This is a genomic window from Nostoc sp., from assembly GCF_036917275.1.
Taxonomy (GTDB): domain Bacteria; phylum Cyanobacteriota; class Cyanobacteriia; order Cyanobacteriales; family Nostocaceae; genus Nostoc.
Window position 1 is genome coordinate 13,980 of sequence record NZ_JBALDF010000028.1, and the last position, 18,741, is coordinate 32,720.

General features: G+C 41.4%; 17 protein-coding genes. 11 read left to right on the forward strand and 6 right to left on the reverse strand.

Translation table 11 applies throughout. The features are described from left to right. Positions 1 to 2 precede the first annotated feature (2 nt). The 4 genes from V7K35_RS09330 to V7K35_RS09345 all read left to right on the forward strand — a co-directional run bounded on the left by V7K35_RS09330 (position 3) and on the right by V7K35_RS09345 (position 4,656). Positions 3 to 602 (forward strand): nicotinate-nucleotide adenylyltransferase, encoded by a 600-nt coding sequence (locus V7K35_RS09330; protein WP_335078449.1) that lies wholly within the window; start codon positions 3 to 5, stop codon positions 600 to 602. After that, positions 563 to 1,309 carry an NUDIX hydrolase gene (locus V7K35_RS09335; protein WP_335078270.1) on the forward strand — a complete coding sequence of 249 codons (747 nt, stop codon included), beginning with the start codon at positions 563 to 565 and terminating at the stop codon, positions 1,307 to 1,309. Before V7K35_RS09330 ends, V7K35_RS09335 begins: the two co-directional genes overlap by 40 nt. Positions 1,310 to 1,552: 243 nt before the next feature. Beyond that, the gene (locus tag V7K35_RS09340; RefSeq protein WP_335078272.1) at positions 1,553 to 3,271 is read left to right on the forward strand and encodes an NAD+ synthase; all 1,719 of its coding nucleotides are present in this window, start codon (positions 1,553 to 1,555) and stop codon (positions 3,269 to 3,271) included. Positions 3,272 to 3,747: 476 nt separating this feature from the next. Next, entirely contained in the window at positions 3,748 to 4,656 is a 909-nt protein-coding gene (locus V7K35_RS09345; RefSeq protein WP_335078274.1) for a peptidoglycan-binding protein, read from the forward strand. 576 nt (positions 4,657 to 5,232) lie between these two features. Here V7K35_RS09345 and hemJ read toward each other — a convergent pair. From hemJ to V7K35_RS09370, 5 genes are all read right to left on the reverse strand, one after another. Further along, complete coding sequence (gene hemJ / locus V7K35_RS09350) at positions 5,233 to 5,814, reverse strand: protoporphyrinogen oxidase HemJ (protein WP_335078276.1); 582 nt, start codon at positions 5,812 to 5,814, stop codon at positions 5,233 to 5,235. A gap of 186 nt (positions 5,815 to 6,000) precedes the next feature. Then, the gene (locus V7K35_RS09355) at positions 6,001 to 6,852 is read right to left on the reverse strand and encodes an alpha/beta fold hydrolase (RefSeq protein ID WP_335078278.1); all 852 of its coding nucleotides are present in this window, start codon (positions 6,850 to 6,852) and stop codon (positions 6,001 to 6,003) included. A 131-nt stretch (positions 6,853 to 6,983) separates the two neighbouring features. Beyond that, the gene (locus tag V7K35_RS09360; RefSeq protein ID WP_335078279.1) at positions 6,984 to 8,078 is read right to left on the reverse strand and encodes an NAD(P)/FAD-dependent oxidoreductase; all 1,095 of its coding nucleotides are present in this window, start codon (positions 8,076 to 8,078) and stop codon (positions 6,984 to 6,986) included. Positions 8,079 to 8,271: 193 nt separating this feature from the next. Beyond that, the gene (gene psbQ, locus V7K35_RS09365) at positions 8,272 to 8,727 is read right to left on the reverse strand and encodes a photosystem II protein PsbQ (protein WP_335078281.1); all 456 of its coding nucleotides are present in this window, start codon (positions 8,725 to 8,727) and stop codon (positions 8,272 to 8,274) included. Between the two features lie 157 nt (positions 8,728 to 8,884). After that, positions 8,885 to 10,036 carry an MGDG synthase family glycosyltransferase gene (locus V7K35_RS09370; protein ID WP_335078283.1) on the reverse strand — a complete coding sequence of 384 codons (1,152 nt, stop codon included), beginning with the start codon at positions 10,034 to 10,036 and terminating at the stop codon, positions 8,885 to 8,887. 505 nt (positions 10,037 to 10,541) lie between these two features. Between V7K35_RS09370 and V7K35_RS09375 the strand changes: the two genes are divergently transcribed. Continuing rightward, on the forward strand, positions 10,542 to 10,985 hold the full coding sequence (locus V7K35_RS09375; protein ID WP_273769053.1) for a hypothetical protein: 444 nt from the start codon (positions 10,542 to 10,544) through the stop codon (positions 10,983 to 10,985). A 100-nt stretch (positions 10,986 to 11,085) separates the two neighbouring features. On the opposite strand, the gene V7K35_RS09380 is transcribed toward V7K35_RS09375, so the two are convergent. Next, complete coding sequence (locus tag V7K35_RS09380) at positions 11,086 to 12,777, reverse strand: NAD-binding protein (RefSeq protein ID WP_335078285.1); 1,692 nt, start codon at positions 12,775 to 12,777, stop codon at positions 11,086 to 11,088. 166 nt (positions 12,778 to 12,943) lie between these two features. Here V7K35_RS09380 and V7K35_RS09385 point away from each other — a divergent pair, with 166 nt between their 5' ends. The 6 genes from V7K35_RS09385 (at position 12,944) to V7K35_RS09410 (ending at position 18,361) form a co-directional block, all read left to right on the forward strand. Then, positions 12,944 to 13,360 (forward strand): hypothetical protein, encoded by a 417-nt coding sequence (locus V7K35_RS09385; RefSeq protein ID WP_335078287.1) that lies wholly within the window; start codon positions 12,944 to 12,946, stop codon positions 13,358 to 13,360. A gap of 129 nt (positions 13,361 to 13,489) precedes the next feature. Continuing rightward, a complete protein-coding gene (locus tag V7K35_RS09390) occupies positions 13,490 to 14,590 on the forward strand; it encodes a D-alanine--D-alanine ligase family protein (RefSeq protein ID WP_335078289.1) in 1,101 nt (366 codons plus the stop codon). 201 nt (positions 14,591 to 14,791) lie between these two features. Beyond that, positions 14,792 to 15,442, forward strand: coding sequence for a hypothetical protein (locus tag V7K35_RS09395; RefSeq protein WP_335078291.1), 651 nt, complete (start codon positions 14,792 to 14,794; stop codon positions 15,440 to 15,442). 135 nt (positions 15,443 to 15,577) lie between these two features. Further along, positions 15,578 to 15,985 carry a hypothetical protein gene (locus V7K35_RS09400; protein ID WP_335078451.1) on the forward strand — a complete coding sequence of 136 codons (408 nt, stop codon included), beginning with the start codon at positions 15,578 to 15,580 and terminating at the stop codon, positions 15,983 to 15,985. Positions 15,986 to 16,420: 435 nt separating this feature from the next. After that, a complete protein-coding gene (locus V7K35_RS09405) occupies positions 16,421 to 17,074 on the forward strand; it encodes a hypothetical protein (protein ID WP_335078293.1) in 654 nt (217 codons plus the stop codon). A gap of 513 nt (positions 17,075 to 17,587) precedes the next feature. Further along, positions 17,588 to 18,361: a hypothetical protein gene (locus tag V7K35_RS09410; RefSeq protein WP_335078295.1), complete on the forward strand. Its 774-nt coding sequence runs from the start codon at positions 17,588 to 17,590 to the stop codon at positions 18,359 to 18,361. The last annotated feature ends 380 nt before the right edge of the window (positions 18,362 to 18,741 follow it).

The following is an 18,741-nucleotide window of genomic DNA, read 5'->3' on the forward strand; positions in this document are numbered from 1 at the left end:
TGATGAGAGTTGCTTTGTTTGGTACTAGTGCCGATCCACCAACTGCGGGACACCAAAAAATTCTGAGTTGGTTGTCTGAGCGTTATGATTGGGTAGCGGTTTGGGCAGCAGATAATCCATTTAAGTCCCATCAAACACCCTTAGAACATCGGGCAGCAATGTTGCGACTGTTGATTGCAAATATAGACGCGCCACGGCACAATATTGCTTTGGAACAAGAATTAAGTAGCTTCAGAACACTGGAAACAGTGGAAAAAGCAAAGCTTACTTGGGGTGAGGACGCTGAATTGACGTTAATCATTGGTTCAGATTTACTGAGTCAGCTACCACGTTGGTATCGCGTTGAAGATTTGTTACAGGAAGTGCAACTACTGATCGTGCCGCGACCGGGATATGCAATAGATGAGTTTAGTTCAGAGGTAGTGCAAAAGCTGGGAGGGAAGATTGCGATCGCTAGTCTGACCGGTCTAGATGTTTCCTCGACAGCGTACCGCGAACATGGAGATTCTCAAGCCCTCACAGCCCCTGTAGTTGCCTATATTAATCGAGAGCATTTGTACGAATGCCAGGACGTTCACAAAAAAAGATACCAACTCCGTTAACCCAACAACCTTTGGCCGATTTCAAGGTTGGTGTTGATAATGTAATTTTTTCTGTAGATACTGTACAAAATCGGCTGTTAGTTCTACTAGTAATGCGACAGCAAGAACCATTTTTAAATCATTGGAGTCTTCCCGGTACTTTGGTACGTCCAGGAGAGTCTTTAGAAGATGCCGCCTATCGCATTATGGCGGAGAAAATTAAGGTCAACAATCTTTATTTAGAACAACTCTATACATTTGGCGGGCCGAATCGCGATCCACGGGAAGCAACTGATAGTTATGGTGTGCGTTATCTATCAGTTAGTTACTTTGCCCTTGTGCGATTTGAGGAAGCCAAATTGATTGCCGATCGCATGACTGGCATAGCTTGGTATCCAGTCAAAGAAGTGCCACAATTAGCTTTTGACCATAATGAAATTTTGGCTTATGGACATAGGCGGTTGCGAAATAAATTAGAGTATAGTCCGGTGGCTTTTGAAGTCTTGCCAGAAATGTTCACCTTGAATGATTTATATCAGTTATACACCACAGTTTTAGGTGACAATTTTTCTGATTATTCTAATTTTAGAGCGCGTCTACTCAAGTTAGGTTTTTTATGCGATACCGGAATTAAGGTATCACGAGGTGCTGGTCGTCCAGCTAGTTTGTATAAGTTTGACGCTGAAGCTTTTGCTCCCTTAAAAGATAAACCTTTAGTGTTTATTTAACCAATCACTTGAACGTAAGTTCGATGAACCTCTCCCTCCCAGCCTCCCTTTCCGTTTCGGAAAGGGAGGAGCAACTGAAAAATTAATTCAGCTTTTTGCTCCCCTCTCCGCGTCGGAGAGGGGCTGGGGGAGAGGTCAAATAAGACTTGTCGAACTCACGTTACTTTGCAGAGTCAAAAGTCCTGAGTAACCTATTTTGACCCTTGACAAATGACAAATGACCAATGACTAATAACAAATAATATGAAAATTGCGATCGCTCAAATTAATCCGACAATTGGTGATTTGCTTTTAAATGCCCAAAAAATCCTGGAGGCGGCACAACAAGCAGCATCTAGCGGTGCGCGTTTGTTGCTAACACCAGAACTTTCTTTGTGTGGCTATCCCCCAAGAGATTTATTACTAAATCCTAGTTTTGTGGAAGCGATGGGCATCACTTTACAAAACTTGGCGCAGGATTTACCCCCAAATTTAGCTGTTTTGGTAGGAACTGTTCAACAGAACCTCGAAGCGTCCATTACTGGCGGTAAAAGTTTATTTAACAGCATGGCTTTGTTAGAGAATGGCCAGGTTAAGCAAGTTTTTCACAAACGACTTTTGCCTACTTACGATGTATTTGACGAACGTCGCTATTTTGAACCAGGTTTGCAAGCCAATTATTTCACTTTAGATAATATCCATATTGGCGTAACTATTTGCGAAGATTTATGGAACGATGAGGACTTTTGGGGCAAACGTAGTTACGCAGTAAATCCGATTGCTGATTTAGCAATTCTGGGTGTAGATTTAATTGTAAATTTGTCTGCTTCCCCCTACACTGTCGGTAAGCCGCAGTTTCGAGAAACAATGCTTAGGCATAGTGCAGTACGTTTTCAACAACCGATGATTTATGCTAATCAGGTTGGGGGAAATGATGATCTAATTTTTGATGGGCGTAGTTTTGCCTTGAATCGTCAAGGTGAAATTATGTGTCGCGCGCGTGGCTTTGACACCGATTTAGTTGTAGTCGAATTTGACGAGGCGCAACGAGATTTACAGTTGGGTTCTGTAGCACCTGTCTATGAATCGGAAGATGAAGAAATTTGGCAAGCGTTGGTTTTGGGAGTGCAAGATTATGCTCAAAAGTGTCGCTTTTCTAAGGTAGTATTGGGTTTAAGTGGCGGGATTGACTCTGCAATAGTAGCTGCGATCGCCACTGCTGCACTTGGTAAAGAAAATGTTCTCGGTGTTCTCATGCCTTCCCCTTATAGTTCTGAGCATTCCATTAGTGATGCTGAAGCATTAGCCGAAAATTTAGGGATTAAGACTCATCTTTTAGCAATTGGCGAGTTAATGCAAGGCTTTGATCAAACATTAGGTGATTTGTTTGCAGGTACAGAGTTTGGACTGGCTGAGGAGAATATACAATCTCGGATTCGGGGTAATTTATTAATGGCGATCGCTAATAAATTTGGCTATCTTCTCCTATCTACGGGTAATAAGTCAGAAATGGCGGTTGGTTACTGTACCCTCTACGGTGATATGAATGGCGGGTTGGCTGTAATTGCAGATGTTCCTAAAACGAGGGTTTATTCACTTTGCCAATGGTTAAATCGCAATAATGAAATCATCCCGCAAAACGTCTTGACCAAACCACCCAGCGCCGAACTCAAACCAGGTCAAGTTGATCAAGACTCTCTACCGCCTTACGAAATTTTGGACGATATTTTGCAACGCTTGGTTCATAATCACCAATCAGCAGCGCAAATTGTTGCAGCCGGTCACGATTCGGTAATTGTAGATAGAGTAATCCAAATGGTAGCGCGGGCTGAATTTAAACGGCGACAAGCACCCCCCGGTTTAAAAATCACCGATCGCGCTTTTGGAACTGGTTGGCGAATGCCAATTGCTAGTAACTGGGTTGGTGTCAAAAAAGCTTACCAGACTAAAACCACAGCTACACCTAACCTTAGTTTGTTGTGATTTTTTACCCCACCCTAACCCTCCCCTTGTAAAGGGGAGGGAACTGGATTTTTCGATTTCCTCCCTTTAACCCTCATTATTTTACTTTTGGACTTAAAGCTTGCACCTCATAACACAAATTGTCGAGTTAAAAGGGTGTAGGTGTAGCTTGTCAGAAACATTGCTCAACCTCTGAGCTTAATCAATAAATTATTTTTATTCATCTAAGCGGTGTGCGATCGCAGACTCCCGTGCCCCTACGAAATCGTTCACCATTTAACCTCTGAACTTGAACCATATTACGGAAAAAATTTAATATATGTCGCCAATAAATAGTTTTTTCTTCAGTGTAATTTCTGTGAATTTTTGTGTGCTGAATCATAAAGTAATAGTAAAAATTGTAACATTATATTTCAGTTGAGCGTATAGTTTCAAACAACATCAGTTATTAAAGTGATGTTTATACTTAGAAATAAGTAAATGAAGGTAGGTGCATAATGAAACTACAAGATTTCTTAGGAAAAGAAGAAAAATGGTCATTTGATGCGATCGCACAAGATGCAGACTTGGCTCGTCAGATTCAGATATTGTTAATTGGCTTAGGTTTGCTAGAACCTCCAGCCGATGGGAAATTTGGCCCTGTTTCTGTGATATCTCTCAAAAAATTTCAAGAATTAACAAAGACTGGAGAGAGTGACTTTTTAGGAGCAGTCACAGCCAAGAAACTGATTGAAACCAAAATAGATGATCTTCCTAAACTCCCCTTAAAACTTGGTAATGATATTGCCAGCAGGATTGTGAAATACTTGCAATCTAAAGGTTATCAGGTATTTACCAATCCAAAAGAATACAACATTGTTTATGTAGAGGGTATAGATGCAGACTGGACTCTCAACAGTGATACACCCAATCAATTTAACGATCGCCGGATTATCATTGAAGTAGTAAATGGCGTTCCCAAAATCGTAGATCACTGGGAAGCTACTACAGAACCAGGGAAGTACTACACTTATAATCCGATGAATCCCAAAGGAGCAGCTAGGATTCAGTTTGGACAATACAAAGCTTGGGCTGTTGGCATCCACGGCACAGCAGAGCCTCACGAAGCATTAGTGCAAGCTGGAGATATAACTGTTTGTAGAGATTTCAACAAAGATTTTAAACGGACTGGCGACAAACTTGATACAGGTAATGATTTTTATGTGAATCAACATTACGGCTTTGATTTTCCCCGGAATGATATTCGCCTTGCTAGCGCAGGTTGTTTAGTCGGACGTACTCGTGAGGGACATAGAGAGTTTATGACGATTGTCAAACAAGACCGCCGTTATGTCGCTAATCGTAAATATACTTTTTACACTACCGTGATTCCTGGGGATGATTTACTCAAAACGTTTCCAAAATGAGATAAGCTGTTCCACATTTAATTTGCACAATTTAGAGGCTAAAACTCTTACCCAGAGGACGTTCAGTTGGAAAACTAGATGTGGATTAACCTTAATCGGTAATTGGTAGTAGTAGTAGTTGTGATGCAACGTTTGGTATGGATGCACATTTGTGCATCCATACTTTATTTGAGGCAGCAACTTTGTCTAAGAGGATGTTTGAAAAGTCCTATTGTAGGTATCAAAACGTTCTCGATCCTCCTAAATCCCCGATAAATTGGGGGACTTTGATTCCGATTCCCCCCAATTTATCGCTACGGTGTATACACAAGTCTGAAATAGCTTACTCACCTGGTTTTTCGCGTCAGTTTTACCCCACCCTAACCCTCCCCTTAGAAAGGGGAGCCACTGCGTTGGGCGGGCAATGCCCGACTTGAAGCATGTGGCGTGAGGGAACAAGATTTCTTATTTCCCCCCTTTATAAGGAGGGATTAAGGGGGGTAATTCAACTTGTGTATACACGGTAGCCTTTTTAAGGGGGGTTAGGGGGGATCAATAAGTGCCTAAAATCACAGCCAACTACTTTTGAAACAACCTTTAACCTTGTTCTTGTGGTTGCCCTATTTCTGCCGTCAGCTTCTCTTTATCCTGCCTGCGTTTTTTGGCGTAAAGTTGAATAGTGACTGCCATCAAAATAATCATCGCAAAAATAGCCCAGGCAGCGATATCTGTAGGTAGATTATTCTTAAATACAGCCAGCAGGACGATCGCTACTAACATAACTGTAGGTGCTTCATTTAAAGCACGTAATTGCTGACTATTCCAGCCACATTCATCTACTGCTAACTTCTTCATCAGCCGAGCGCAGTAATGATGATAGCCAATTAGAACCGCAACAAACAACAATTTTATATGCAACCAACCCTCTTTTAAAATGTCCGGTTCAGTGGTTAGTAAACCGATAGCCATTGCGATCGTCACGAACATTCCTGGGTTAGTGATGATATAGTAGAGACGCTTTTCCATAATTTGATACTGATTTTTCAGTATCGTTCGTGCTGGTTCAGGTTCAAGGTTCGCTTCAACGTGATAGATAAAAAGACGTACTAGGTAGAACAAACCGGCGAACCAAACTACAAATCCGACAATATGAAAAGCTTTAAACCATGAATAAGCCATGAGTCTTAATCTCCTTTACTTGTAGTTGTGATGTATTTTTAATGGTAATAAAAAGTTCGCAAATGCCGACGGGGATAACATTTAGAAATCTAGCAAAAATCCCAAATTTATTTTTTACCACAGATATTTATCTGTAATAATCTTGGTTTCATTTTTATAATATCGATTTTTGACAGAGGTATATTATCAATGAGCATCTTTACGACGCACAAAGGGTAAAAGGTCTTCCAAAATCGCCTCGTGGTAGTGTTCTTGAGGATAATGTCCGACGTTATTAAGTTTTATTAATTCGGCATTTGGTGTAGAATCTGTAAAACTTTGGGCAATGTCTACAGGTAACCAAGGGTCAATCATACCCCATTGGATAAGAATTGGCTGTTGCCATTCTTTAAAGCCAGATTCGATTTCTGTCATTGCTGAATCAAGTTGTAAATTGCGAATACTTGATAAGAGACTTCGACCAGATGTAGAAGCTTTCAAAAATGGTTTGCGATAAATATCTAAATCTTTATCTCCGATGCGATAACGGCTACCACCTTCTAGCGTCCGGTCAACTAATAGGGGGTCTTGGGTCATGACTTCACCTACCAAAGGTAAACCCATTTGTTTAATTTTCCAGGGTAATTTAGCAGCAGTTGAAATTGGTGTATTTAAAATAACTAAATTAGCAATTTGTTCTGGGTGACGCAAGGCATATTGTAGTCCTACAGAACCTAAAAAGCCTTGTACAACTAAAGAAAAATATTCAAGTTCTAACGCTTTGATAAATCCTTCTAAAGCTGTGATAAAAGCATCGGGAGTGTAAGCAAAATCTCGTTTTTCTGGTTTTAAAGAATTTCCATAACCAATCCAATCTGGAGCGATCGCTCTTGTACCCTGATTCGCCAAAGCAGGTATAATATTACGCCAACTATAACTTTGTGAAACTAAGCCGTGTAGCAACAACACAGGCGCTAAGTCAGTTCTACCGATTGGCAAAGATTCGCGATAAAACCATTCCAGTGAATCTACATTAATTTTATGTTCTGTTATTGACACGCTATTTTCCTATGGATTGGGCGTTGGGCATTGGGCATGGGGCATTGGTTATTCTCGTTGTCTTCCTTTTCCTTCTGATCTCCCCCTACTCCCCCTGCTCCCTCATCCCCCCACTCCCCATTCCCTACTCCCTAAGAAATAATCATCTCACGAATTGCATAAGCTGTAGCGGGTGCTAGTAAAACGCCGTTGCGATAGTGTCCGGTAGCTAGGAGGACATTACTAAACCCTGGCAACTTACCAATAACTGGGGCTGGCCGTCCTTCAGGACGGGGACGTAACCCCGACCAAGTGCGGATAATAGTTGCTGTGGCTAACTCAGGGCAAAATGCGATCGCTTGTTCTCTAGCAGATTCCAGCAGTTCTTGATTTGGCGGTATCTCATTTTCATTGCTGGGAAATTCCACTGTTGCACCCACCCAATAATCTCCACCGCCCACAGGAACAATATGGACATCGTTACCTGTGATCGCTGGCTGGAAGTCGGGATTGCCTAATGGATGCCCTACACGTACTTGCAATGCTTGCCCAAGCACAGGACGGATATCAATTATCTGATTTAATTTTGCTGTCAATGGTGTTGAACCTAGCCCTGCTGCGACTACAAACCAATCAGCGGCTATTTTTCCTTCTGTAGTCTCAAGTTGATTGCAAAATTGGGGGGAAGACTCAGGTGGTGAGGTTTGGGCATCCAAAACAGTCACGCCAAATTTGAAAGTTACACCATTTTGCTGGGCAGCTTCAACTAAAGCTAATGTGAGGGCAGTTGGATCAAGTTGCCGGTCTTGCGGAGAATAGACAGCGCTAGTAATTTTTTTGTGAGCAACTTGAGGACACATATTTTGGAGTTTAGCAGTGTCCCAAATTTCTAAATGCCAGCCTTGAGAGTGGCGAATTTCTACTAGTTTTTCCCATGCTGCTAAATTTTCCTCTTCCAAACCCAGACTGAGAATTCCCTGGCGATTAAAAGGGATTTTGCTACCTGTTAAAGCTTCTAGTTCAGGAATCAAGGTTTCATAACGTTGGATGCTAGTTTGCCGCATCTGCCAAGCTTTGCCTTTGATTTTTTGGCTGATTGCGCCCATCAAAACGCCAAGTGCAGCGCCCGTGGAAGCTTGTGCTGGTGCTTGTCGATCGCAAACCGTGATTTTTAGCCCTTTTACTTGACTCAGTTCATAGGCGATCGCAGCCCCAACTACACCACAACCGATAATAACTACATTCATGACTTGTGCTTAGAGTTAGAAGTGATACCAATTTAATGTGAAGCTGCACTAAATGAGTAACTCTCTATTCTTGGCGCTCTTGGCGTACTTGGCGGTTCGTTTAATATTCTGTGCATCTTCATACAGAATTGGTATGAGAAGTTAGGAGTTAAAAATTTAAAACTCTTAACTCCTAACTCTTAACTCTTAACTCTTAACTCTCTTCTGCTTTAGGAAGCAAATCGAGGAATTTGTCAATGTCTGCGAAAGCAGCTTGGGAGTTAGTTAAGGCAATTTCAGGATTGCCAGCACTAGTAGCTCTATCAAGTTTAACCAGGTCGTTAAACAAATCTCGCGTTATTTGACGTGCTGTGGGTTGGTCTTTAGGTAGAAGGTTGGAAGTGACATAAGTCAGGTTCAGCCTTGCTTCTGTTATCGGCCCATGTATAAAGTTACGCACGTTGATCCAATCACCTTTTTGAATCAGGGTTTTCAACTCTTGTGAGCGATCGCGCGCAGCTTGAATTTCAGGAACATATGCCTGAATTCTTTCAAGTTGTGTTGCCGTGTAAGTTGGAGGTGCCACCGCGACACCAGGACCGCCACAACTAATGAGGAATGTGGCCAATAATACTAGAACAAATGAAAAAATCGACCGTTGACGCGCCATACACTGAACTTAATTGCTTTTTGTTTACCGATTACCAGTGTCATTTTAGATCGCTAGCGCAATTTATCGTTCACTCTAGTCAACTTTTAACCAAACCGCGTTGCCTGGCTGCAACTTTCATCCTCACCCAAAGCCTTGTGAAACTTCCTGAACTTACTTAAATAGGAGCTTTCAAAATTTTTTCCAAAATATCAACTGTTTCAAATACAGCCTGGTTATTGAGGGTGTTGAGATTAGCCTGGTAGTGAGAATAGTTTTCTGGTTGAATTAGCTTTTCGACAGCCCGCTCGATATTGTGAAAATTAGAAATTACAATCCCGAGTTCTTTATCCGTAATCCATTCACAAGAGAGTCTTTCCTGACTCATAGTGAAGAAATTGCGTTCTGTAATCACAGGTAACTTCATCGCCGCAGCCTCGCTGAGGCTACCAGGTCCTGGCTTACCAATAAAAAAGTCGGCAAGATGCATATAATAAGGAATGTCTTCAGTAAAGGTAGTGACAAACCGCTTCTGAAAACCTTGACTTTGACGGAGTGCTGAAGCTAACTCTTCATTTTGCCCGCAAAGAAAAATGAGTTGGAGCTTGTCTTGAAAACATTCGAGACGTTGGGCAATTTCGAGTATAACCTTAGAGCCATAACCGCCAAACAGAACCAATCCAGTAGGCAAATCTGGATCTAGATCCAAGCGTTGTCTTTCGCTTCGGCGATCAATAGTAATGGGATCGTAGAACCGGGGATTAATCACCAATCCTGATGTGCGGAAAATTTGCTTTTCCTGATGCCCCAACGCACGCGCTTGTTCAACTGCCTGTTCAGTAGCACAGATTAAGAATTGCTCCTGTGGTTCTATCCAGAAATGAGGCGGAGAATCCGCAAAATCCGTAAGAATAGTGACGAAAGGTGTTGTGGGTATTGCTTTTTGTAAGCTTTCCCTGAGTACTCGGTTATAAAATGGAATGCAGGATACTACTAAATCCGGCTGATTCTTCCGCCAATGATTTTCAAGTAGAGCTATTAACTCAGAATAATTTTGACGAATGTTTGCCTTTGCCAAAGTCCGAAGTAATGGAAATAATGGAATGAGGAATGTCCAGCCTTTTTTTAGTACCAGGTTGTAGATATCATTTCCATTCTTACCAGTTATTTTATAGAACATATCCGCTTGCTCTATATTTGCAATTTCTTCAATATTGACTAGCTGAGGTTGCCAGTTCGGCTGTTGCTTCTTGATGACTTGGGACAAAGCATTTGCAGTGCTGCGATGTCCACCACCACCACTATAAAAAATCAAATCTATTCTTGTCATCTAATGACCTCTTCAAAAATGACTTTGGCAAAACGCGTTAACGTCTGACTCGCTACTGCTACGCTAACATCAGTCGCCTACAGGGGGAAACCCGCCAAAGAGCGCTGCACCAAGTACGCCTACGCTAAGAGAGAAGGCACAAGCGCTCGGCATGGTGGCAAACAGTGGCTCTCAAGCCCAATCCAATGGTCAGCTTGTACAGTAAATCGTATTTCTTGCTTTGGCGATCGATTTTGCAGAAAATTTTGAGATTTTTTACAAAGGGCAGAGTTTCATCTGCTTTTAAGGATTTTTTAAGTATAATTACTTAAAAGGTGTTAGCCAGTCCCAACAAGATGCGATTTTTGGCATCTGTTAGTAACAATGATTGTTAGAGAAGTATGATTTAGAGTTGCTAAATTTCAAAGGTCTTGATAAGCTGAAACACCAATAATATAAGCCTTCTGGCGGTTTTTATGTCTTCACATCCCTGAAGATGCCGATGTCAATATAGGAGTGTTTTTTAGTGAATGCAGCTGAACAGGCAACGAACCTTGAACTCGCCAGCAACATTGCTACGGTGGTTAATTTGTTCAAATTCGAGTTTCCTGATGCCAAATCTGATCTAAAACCCTGGAAAAATGACCCGGAAACCAGGCAGTTAGTCGATCCAGACTCTATAGACATTGGCTTTCACTTTCCTGGTATTAGCAAATCTTGGCGAAGTCGCAGTATTTTAATTCAAATTCGATTTTATCAAGATCCGATCAATAACTCATGCCGGGCGATCGGCGTGCAGGTAGCTGGATTTGATCATCGCGGCGAGGCGTGGCGACTTTCTACGGTAGAAAATTGGAGTATTGTCGGCGCGTCCTTGCCTTCTGGTGAAATTGGGGATAAGCTCAAACAGATTTGCCGACAGATTTTAGAAGTTTTTAATAAACCAACTGATTTAACTAACACACCGTAGGGGCACAGCATTGCTCATCGGTGTCAAGTCGCTTCGCAAAATTTAAAAGCTGTACCCCTTCAAAGCGTCTTGTAGAAAAGATGTTAGCGCTGCGATCGCCTTAAGTATGTGATTCGCAAATTTGCTCGTCCCGCCACAATTGATATAGGCGCGTCGCTGGCATCGTCATATACAAAATATCTCCAACACTGAGACAATTTTCTAATAAATCCCAGCCGTGATGGATTTGCTGATTTTTATCTAAGTATAAAGGTACACAATCAGTAGACATGGCTACATCTTTCACCCACCGACCACAAAAAACGTGTGAAGGTGTAATCACAGTCGCAAAAGCCACCCAAAGACTATCGGCTGTGATGCCATTACCGAGGATGCGTCCCCCTAGTGCAGCCGCCGCAAAAGCTGGGGCCGCTAGTTCAGCCGGACTCAGTACAGCGTCGAAGCCAAATAGCTGTTGGGCTATGCCGGCAAAATCGGGATCGGCATAATTAACAATCACCGGAATATTGGGTGTCAAGCCTTTGGCTTTGAGGGCAATTTCTAGATTGGTAGCATCATTGTTAGTAACAGCAAGCACTGCGGCGGCAGACTCTATATTGCTGGCTTTGAGTATTGTGCGAAAGCTGGCATCACCTTGAATTACGGGGATACCGAGTTCGCGGGCGGTATTAATATATTTGTTGTTGGAGTCGGGTTCAACTACTACAACTTCATATCCGCTGGCGTGGAGTTGCTGGACAATTCTCACCCCAATACCACTTAAGCCACAGACAATGTAGTGATATCGCTGGGGAATTCGGGCTGCATCCCAAAATTGCTTAAAGCGGCTTCCCAAGACAAAATCGGTGAGCATTGCATACCAAATACCAATCACCACTGCTCCAACCATCATCATCACAACGGTAAATAGCTTAATACTGTTAGGAGCATTTTCTACTACTTTGTCATTACCACCCGCTCCCGTAATCATGCCGACAGAAAAATATAAAGCATCGACAGGAGACAAACTCAACTCAGCAGACATATAGGTGAATGTAGCGATCGCAATAACTCCCAATAGTGCAATAGCACCCAGTAGTACCGATCGCCCGTGTTGCTGAAACAGCCTAATATTAGTCAAGACTTTCAGCAGTTTTTTAATCAACGATCTGCGAGGAGAACGGATACGGGGTTGAGTGCCAATAATTAAGCGATCGCCTACTTGTATCTTTTGTCCAGATATTACAGCTGACACCAAATCCATCTCACCTTTTACTGGCAAGTAATAAATCAGCATCCGCGATCGGTCTTCCCACAATTCACTCAGCTTTTGACCCTTCCAAAAGTGGTTTTCATCAATATATTCTTCGTGAATCGGCCAAGTTTGCTCAAATAATTTAATTTGTCCGATCGCTTGGCTTCCCAATGCTGCAAACGTGAATAGGGGTGCTACTAATCCTACAACACTCATACTCAAGTGATCTGGCAAACTTTGATCTAGGCGCTCCCCCAAATTTGTATTATAAAAACGGTTGATAATCCGAATTTGGGGATTCAGCACTCGCGCTTGCATCATAATAGACAAATTCAGAGCATCTTTAGATCCAGTGATTACTAAAGTGTCTGCCTGTTGAATTCCGGCTGCTGTTAGGGTGGCAGCTGCTTGTAAATCGCCAACAATCACATCTGGTGCTGTTTCCCCAGGGATGGATTGGTGATGAATACCAACAACGAAGGCTCCCTGCTGTCTCAGCAACCGAAAGGTTTTATATCCGGTAAGTCCTAAGCCACAAACAATAATTCGAGGTTTCATGAAACGGCAGCATCTTTTATAGGTAGGGCTGCATTTCTAGTTATTTCTCAATATTGTTGCCCACTTTCCTGGAATATAACTGTAGCTGACAACACGATTGTTTCAATTGGAGGCAAGAGGCAGGAGGCAGGAGGTAGAGACACCAAGTAGAAAGAGAATTATAAATTTGATGATTGAGGGTAAAAGGTTTTATAACACTTCTCTTGTTGAGTTTAATACAGACCTAACAAGAACAGCCCCTTCCCTGCAACGAAAGGGGAGTAAGATTTCATTCCTCTCTCCTTTTAAGCTAAGGTGTACACACAAGCATTTTGATACCTGCAATGCGATTGTATCAACAGACAATGCGATTGTATCGACAGACAATGCGATTGTATCGACAGACAATGCGATTGTATCAACAGACAATGCGATTGTATTGACTGACAATGCGATTGTATTGACTGACAATGCGATTGTATCGAGAGACAATGCGATTGTATCGATTGACAATGTGATTGTATCGACAGACAATGCGATTGTATCGGCTGACAATGCCAATGCACACCCTACGTTACCTAGCAACTCTAAAAGCTCACTATAATTTGACACCTTAAAGAGGAGAGTTTTTTGGATCCAGGGTTTGAACAGGCAATAAAATAATATAGAAAAATATGGCAACTTTTGTAGGTTGTGATACGCTATCTGCTTGAGGAGTGTCGAGGAACCGAAAATGACTAAGCTGCGCGTGGGGTTACTATTTGGCGGTCGTTCGGGAGAACATGAAGTTTCGATCAAATCAGCACGGGCGATCGCTAAAGCCTTGAGTGCAGAGCAAAATGCTAATAAGTACGAAATACTGCCTTTTTACATCCAAAAAGATGGACGCACTCTTGCAGGAGAAACACCCCAAAAGGTTTTAGCAACCGGCAGTCCGCTACTGGAATCTGAAGAATCAACATCTGTTGGACATTTGACATCTAACCCTCAAGCCCAAACGCTCAACAAGTGGCAATCTCCCTCTCAAGTTGCCCAAGTAGATGTTTGGTTTCCTATTCTCCACGGGCCCAACGGTGAAGACGGGACAATTCAAGGGTTACTCACCTTGATGCAAGTCCCCTTTGTTGGTTCTGGGGTGTTAGGTTCGGCAATGGGGATGGATAAAATTGCCATGAAAATGGCCTTTGAGCAAGCGGGACTAGCACAGGTAAAATACAAGGCGATAACTAGAGCGCAGGTTTGGTCTAATCCTTGCGTATTTCCGAAATTGTGTGATGAAATTGAGGCAGCATTAGGTTATCCCGCTTTTGTCAAGCCTGCTAATTTAGGTTCATCAGTGGGTATTGCCAAAGTGCGATCGCGCCAAGAATTAGAAGCCGCCTTAGATAATGCTGCTAGTTATGACAGACGGCTAGTTGTGGAAGCTGGTGTCGTCGCTAGAGAAGTCGAGTGTGCCGTTTTAGGTAATGATCAACCCCAAGCCTCTGTCATTGGAGAGATTACATATGACAGCGATTTTTATGATTATGAAACTAAATATACTGAGGGTAGAGCAGATTTACTGATACCTGCACCGATTCCAGATGCGATCGCTCGTCAAATTCAAGACATGGCTTTGCAAGCCTTTGCAGCTGTTGACGCTGCGGGGCTGGCAAGGGTAGATTTTTTCTACGTGGAAGCGACACAAGAAGTTTTGATTAACGAAATCAACACCTTGCCAGGCTTTACTGCAACGAGTATGTATCCCCAACTATGGACTCATAGTGGAGTCTCCTTTCCAGAATTAGTTGATCGGTTAATTCAACTTGCGATCGCTAGGCATTCTCCTAGCTGAGGGAGAAAATAAGCAAACTGATTTCAGATTATTACGGCAAAAAGTCATAAGAAATACAGAATTTTGGCAAAAGTTAGCCGGATTTGGTAGCGTATGTTTTACAAAAAAGCTACTTGAATCTAAAATTTTGTTACGGATACCCGATGCTTGACTCCTCCAGTACAATTTATTGACTAGAGGGGTACAAATCTGAAAGTAATCATGGAAAAAAGTCAGAGTGTACAGCGCGAGCGAACCCAACCAAGAGGGGCTACTCCAGAGCTGACAAAAACGAAATCGAGACTAAAACAAAGCTCGAATGTTCTGATATATCTGGTTGCACATCATCCTTGGCTATTGTTTACTGGGTTTTTAGCCATGTTTATCGGAGGTGGTGGCTTTGCCCTGTATAGCTTAGGTAATGCTGGACAGGTAGCACAAGAAGAACCAGAAAAAATCCCAGTTATAGTTGAACAACCAATCAATGCGCCCTCTGAGAATAGTAATCCTACACCTTTATGGATGGTGGCTGCGATCGCCCTCAGCTGTGGTAGTGGTTGCTTGCTCATTTTCAGAATGCTCAACCGGAAAGCACAACCGCAGAAAGTTCAAAAACAGATTAACCGTCATCAGGCACGCTTGGCACAAAGCCATTACCAAAGATTGGAACCACGCCTTCCTAAAAACCAGCCAATTTTTGTACCACAGCCACGACTGATGCCTGTTATGCAGATGCAACCTAAACCAAAACACCTGGTGACGGTTCTGCCAGCAGAACACAAGCACCACTTGGATACGCGTACAGAATCTTTGGCAGACTTGATGGATCTTCGTAAAGATAGTTCATTATCTGCAATTTTACGCCAGTCTTAATAGTACTGTAAAGCAAAAACTTGTCAAAATAATCCTTTTTGCGAATTAAGGCACGGTTATACCGTGTCTTTACTAGTTTTTACACGTCCGGTTACACTGATAAGGAAGAAAATAGTAGATCAAGCAGTGAATAACATAGTGCGGTTAGTTTTGACAGCAATATTGCTGGTGCTAGTGACAGCTTGTGGCAGTATTGGACTGCTACCGACTAGCGAATTAGTGCAAAAAGCGATCGCACTTGGGCTAGAACAAACTCAACAAAAACTTAGCCAACAGTTGGATCTAGATTTTCAAGGATTTGAAATCAAACGGCTATCAATTACCCAGGAACAACCCCTAACGATTGAAAATTTACCAGCTTTCCGCGTTCGAGGAACTTATGACTTGATTGTTAAGTTGCCAAAACGACGCTTGACGCAGCCACAACAACCCTTTGACGTTTACCTGCAAATTCAGCAAGAAGGTAAAACTTGGCGATCGCTAATTCCAGAAAAAGGTAGTAAAGGTACTCAATCTAATTGGCGTAGCTATCTTATCCAATAGCTAGTTCTAATACAATACCTTCGCCAATTTACGAGCCTTGATATAGAACAAACCTAAGATTTTACAAGCTTGCTTTTGCCGGATGGCAAAAAACTGACCCAATAAAATACTGTATGGTTTGTGTGGAAGTAATTTTGACTGTAGTATACGTCTGGACTGGAGTTTGACGTTTTGCCTCATAATCAAGCATGGTCTTATGTTGGGCTATTTCGCTTCCTCAAGGGTGCAACTTTGACTCTAAGAATTCACTTAAAAAACTCTCCTTTATTAAAGCAAGAACTTTTACTATAAATACACATAATGCGCGTATTCACTGATGTAAACGGCAAATTTGCATAGTTAATATGTAGCAAAGTATTTGCCGAATTAGTTTCTGGATCAGTTTTGTCTGGGCAAGAACAATAAGATTAAATTACCAAATTAGTAAAGGAAAAGATGAAAATACAATCACTCTTTTTAAAGCTTTTACCAACTCTCTTAATTCTCAATACATTAGCTTTATCATACTCAGCAATATCAGCTAATACAACTCAGAATAAAGCTAAATTTCAACCAGGTTCTCAAAAACAAGCATCAACCATAAATATATTTGCTAAAATATTTATTCATGATATTAATAATAATCCTATCAATAACGCACAAGTAATATTAATTGGTAAGAATAATACATATTTAGAAAGTTTGACAGATAATAATGGTATAGCTGAGTTCAATATTAAGTCTCAACAAAATTATACTCTTTTAGTGGCACATCCAAATTTTGCAGGCATAATAGTTAGAAATTTTTCTCCAGAAAAGGATTCACAAAAAAAACTAGAACATAGAGGAAATGTTGGTTCTGTTATTTTTCCTGATAGCACTGGATACATTAAAGGTTTAAAAGGTCGTTTGAATCCCATTTTAGATACATCAGATAGAACTTATATTTATGCTGATAATATAGCGGTGAATGGTGGTCAACAACAACCAGTAAATTTTGAAGTTGGCAAACCACTAAATCTTGAATATTCTGAAGGTTCTACCATGCAAATTACTATTCGATTTGCACAAGGTAATACTTTCCTTATTGAATTTTTAAAACCATCTTAGTGATTTATTTCAAAGTTAACCAATTGTATGGTTTGTGTGGAAATAATTTTGACTGTAGTATACGTCTGGACTGGAGTTTGACGTTTTTTGCCTCATAATCAAGCATGGTCTTATAGCGTTTCCTAAGCAACTGAGGTACACCAAAATATTGTTTACCAAGATTAGTTAGTAACTTTGAAAACGTACCTCACTAGGTCGGTAAACGCTATATGTTGGGCTATTTCGGCAAAAGCTAGATTACTTATTTTTTTGGCTAAGGTATTGCTAATACCGAAGTATTTTTTATCTCACGCAGAGACGCAGAGGAGTGATCTAGTGCAAGTAGAAAAAGCATCACAAGCATTTGTGTTAATATTTTTCGGAAAAAGGTGACAAAGATACTCAAATTACCTGGTTTAGCTATCTCATCCCCAAATTAGTCTGTGCAATTAGAAAAACTATCACAATAATTTACGTATAACTGCTGCTGCAAAGTGATGATCGAGGTGATGGTTTAATTGGAGACATGGCAAAATGTATATCAACTTTTTTATCAGTTCCATTGCTGGAATTGTAATTGTGGTGCTAACAGCTTTTGGCTTGCTGCAATGGTTGCACATCCCTGCTGGTAACTTTCTTGATTGGGTGATTGGTGGTGCAAGTTTTTGGTGGCTGTTGGTAATTGTTACCGTACCGTGGAATGTGCATTTTCAAGCCAAAGAAGTCTTAGCAGAAGCAGCACAATCCAAGGAGAAAGGAATTCCAGTCGATGAGAAACAAGTGAAATATGTCACAGTGTTGGCAAAGCGATCGCTCTGGGTTGCCATTGCTTTACACTTATTCTCAACCGTTGGTCTTTATACTCTTGCTGCCACTGGTATTAGTACTGTGGGATATATCAGTTCTGGTGCAGCTTTGTTATTAACAATTCTACGCCCAGCTATTCGCGCTTATGAGTATTTATATGCGCGGTTAGCGATGATTCGCCAAGAATGGAAGTATCCGCGCGAAGATATTTTTGAACTGCGCGATCGCTTCTCTATATTGGAACAAAAAATCCAGTCATTGGAGGAGCAACTTAACCCAGAACAATCTTATTCATTACCAGCAACTCAACAACGCTTCGCTGAAGAAACTCGCAGAGATTTAGCCCGAATGGCGGCTAATTTAGAAGAATTACGGGCGACAAATCAAACAGAACATGAGCGTTTGGGGAGAGAAGCAAGGAATGCGATCGCGCAACTTTCCACTGACGGACAATTTCTCGATCATGTCCGTGAAATTATTCGATTTTTTAAGACTGCTTAATTATTACTCTCATAGCTAACCAAATTTTAAATTTTGGATAATGTAATTGAATATTCATCATCCAAAATTTCAAAATTTTCTCCAAAGACGGTTAACTAGACTCTACAAACAGGAAGATAAGTTTGACACAAATGGCACAAACTTGATACATAAAGACATTGGAATTTACCAGGGCAAGGGAGAAAAATAAATATGTTAGGACTTACGCAAAAATTACCAAAAAGCTTAATTTATCGAACCGCCAAGACGCCAAGAGCGCCGAGAATTCGTAGAGTGTGCGTAAGTCCTATATGTTATAACTTTGTACGGAGGATGTTTGGTGAAGCTCACATAACTTCAGGAGTACTCACGGTGAATCAGATACAACTGACTTTAACTAT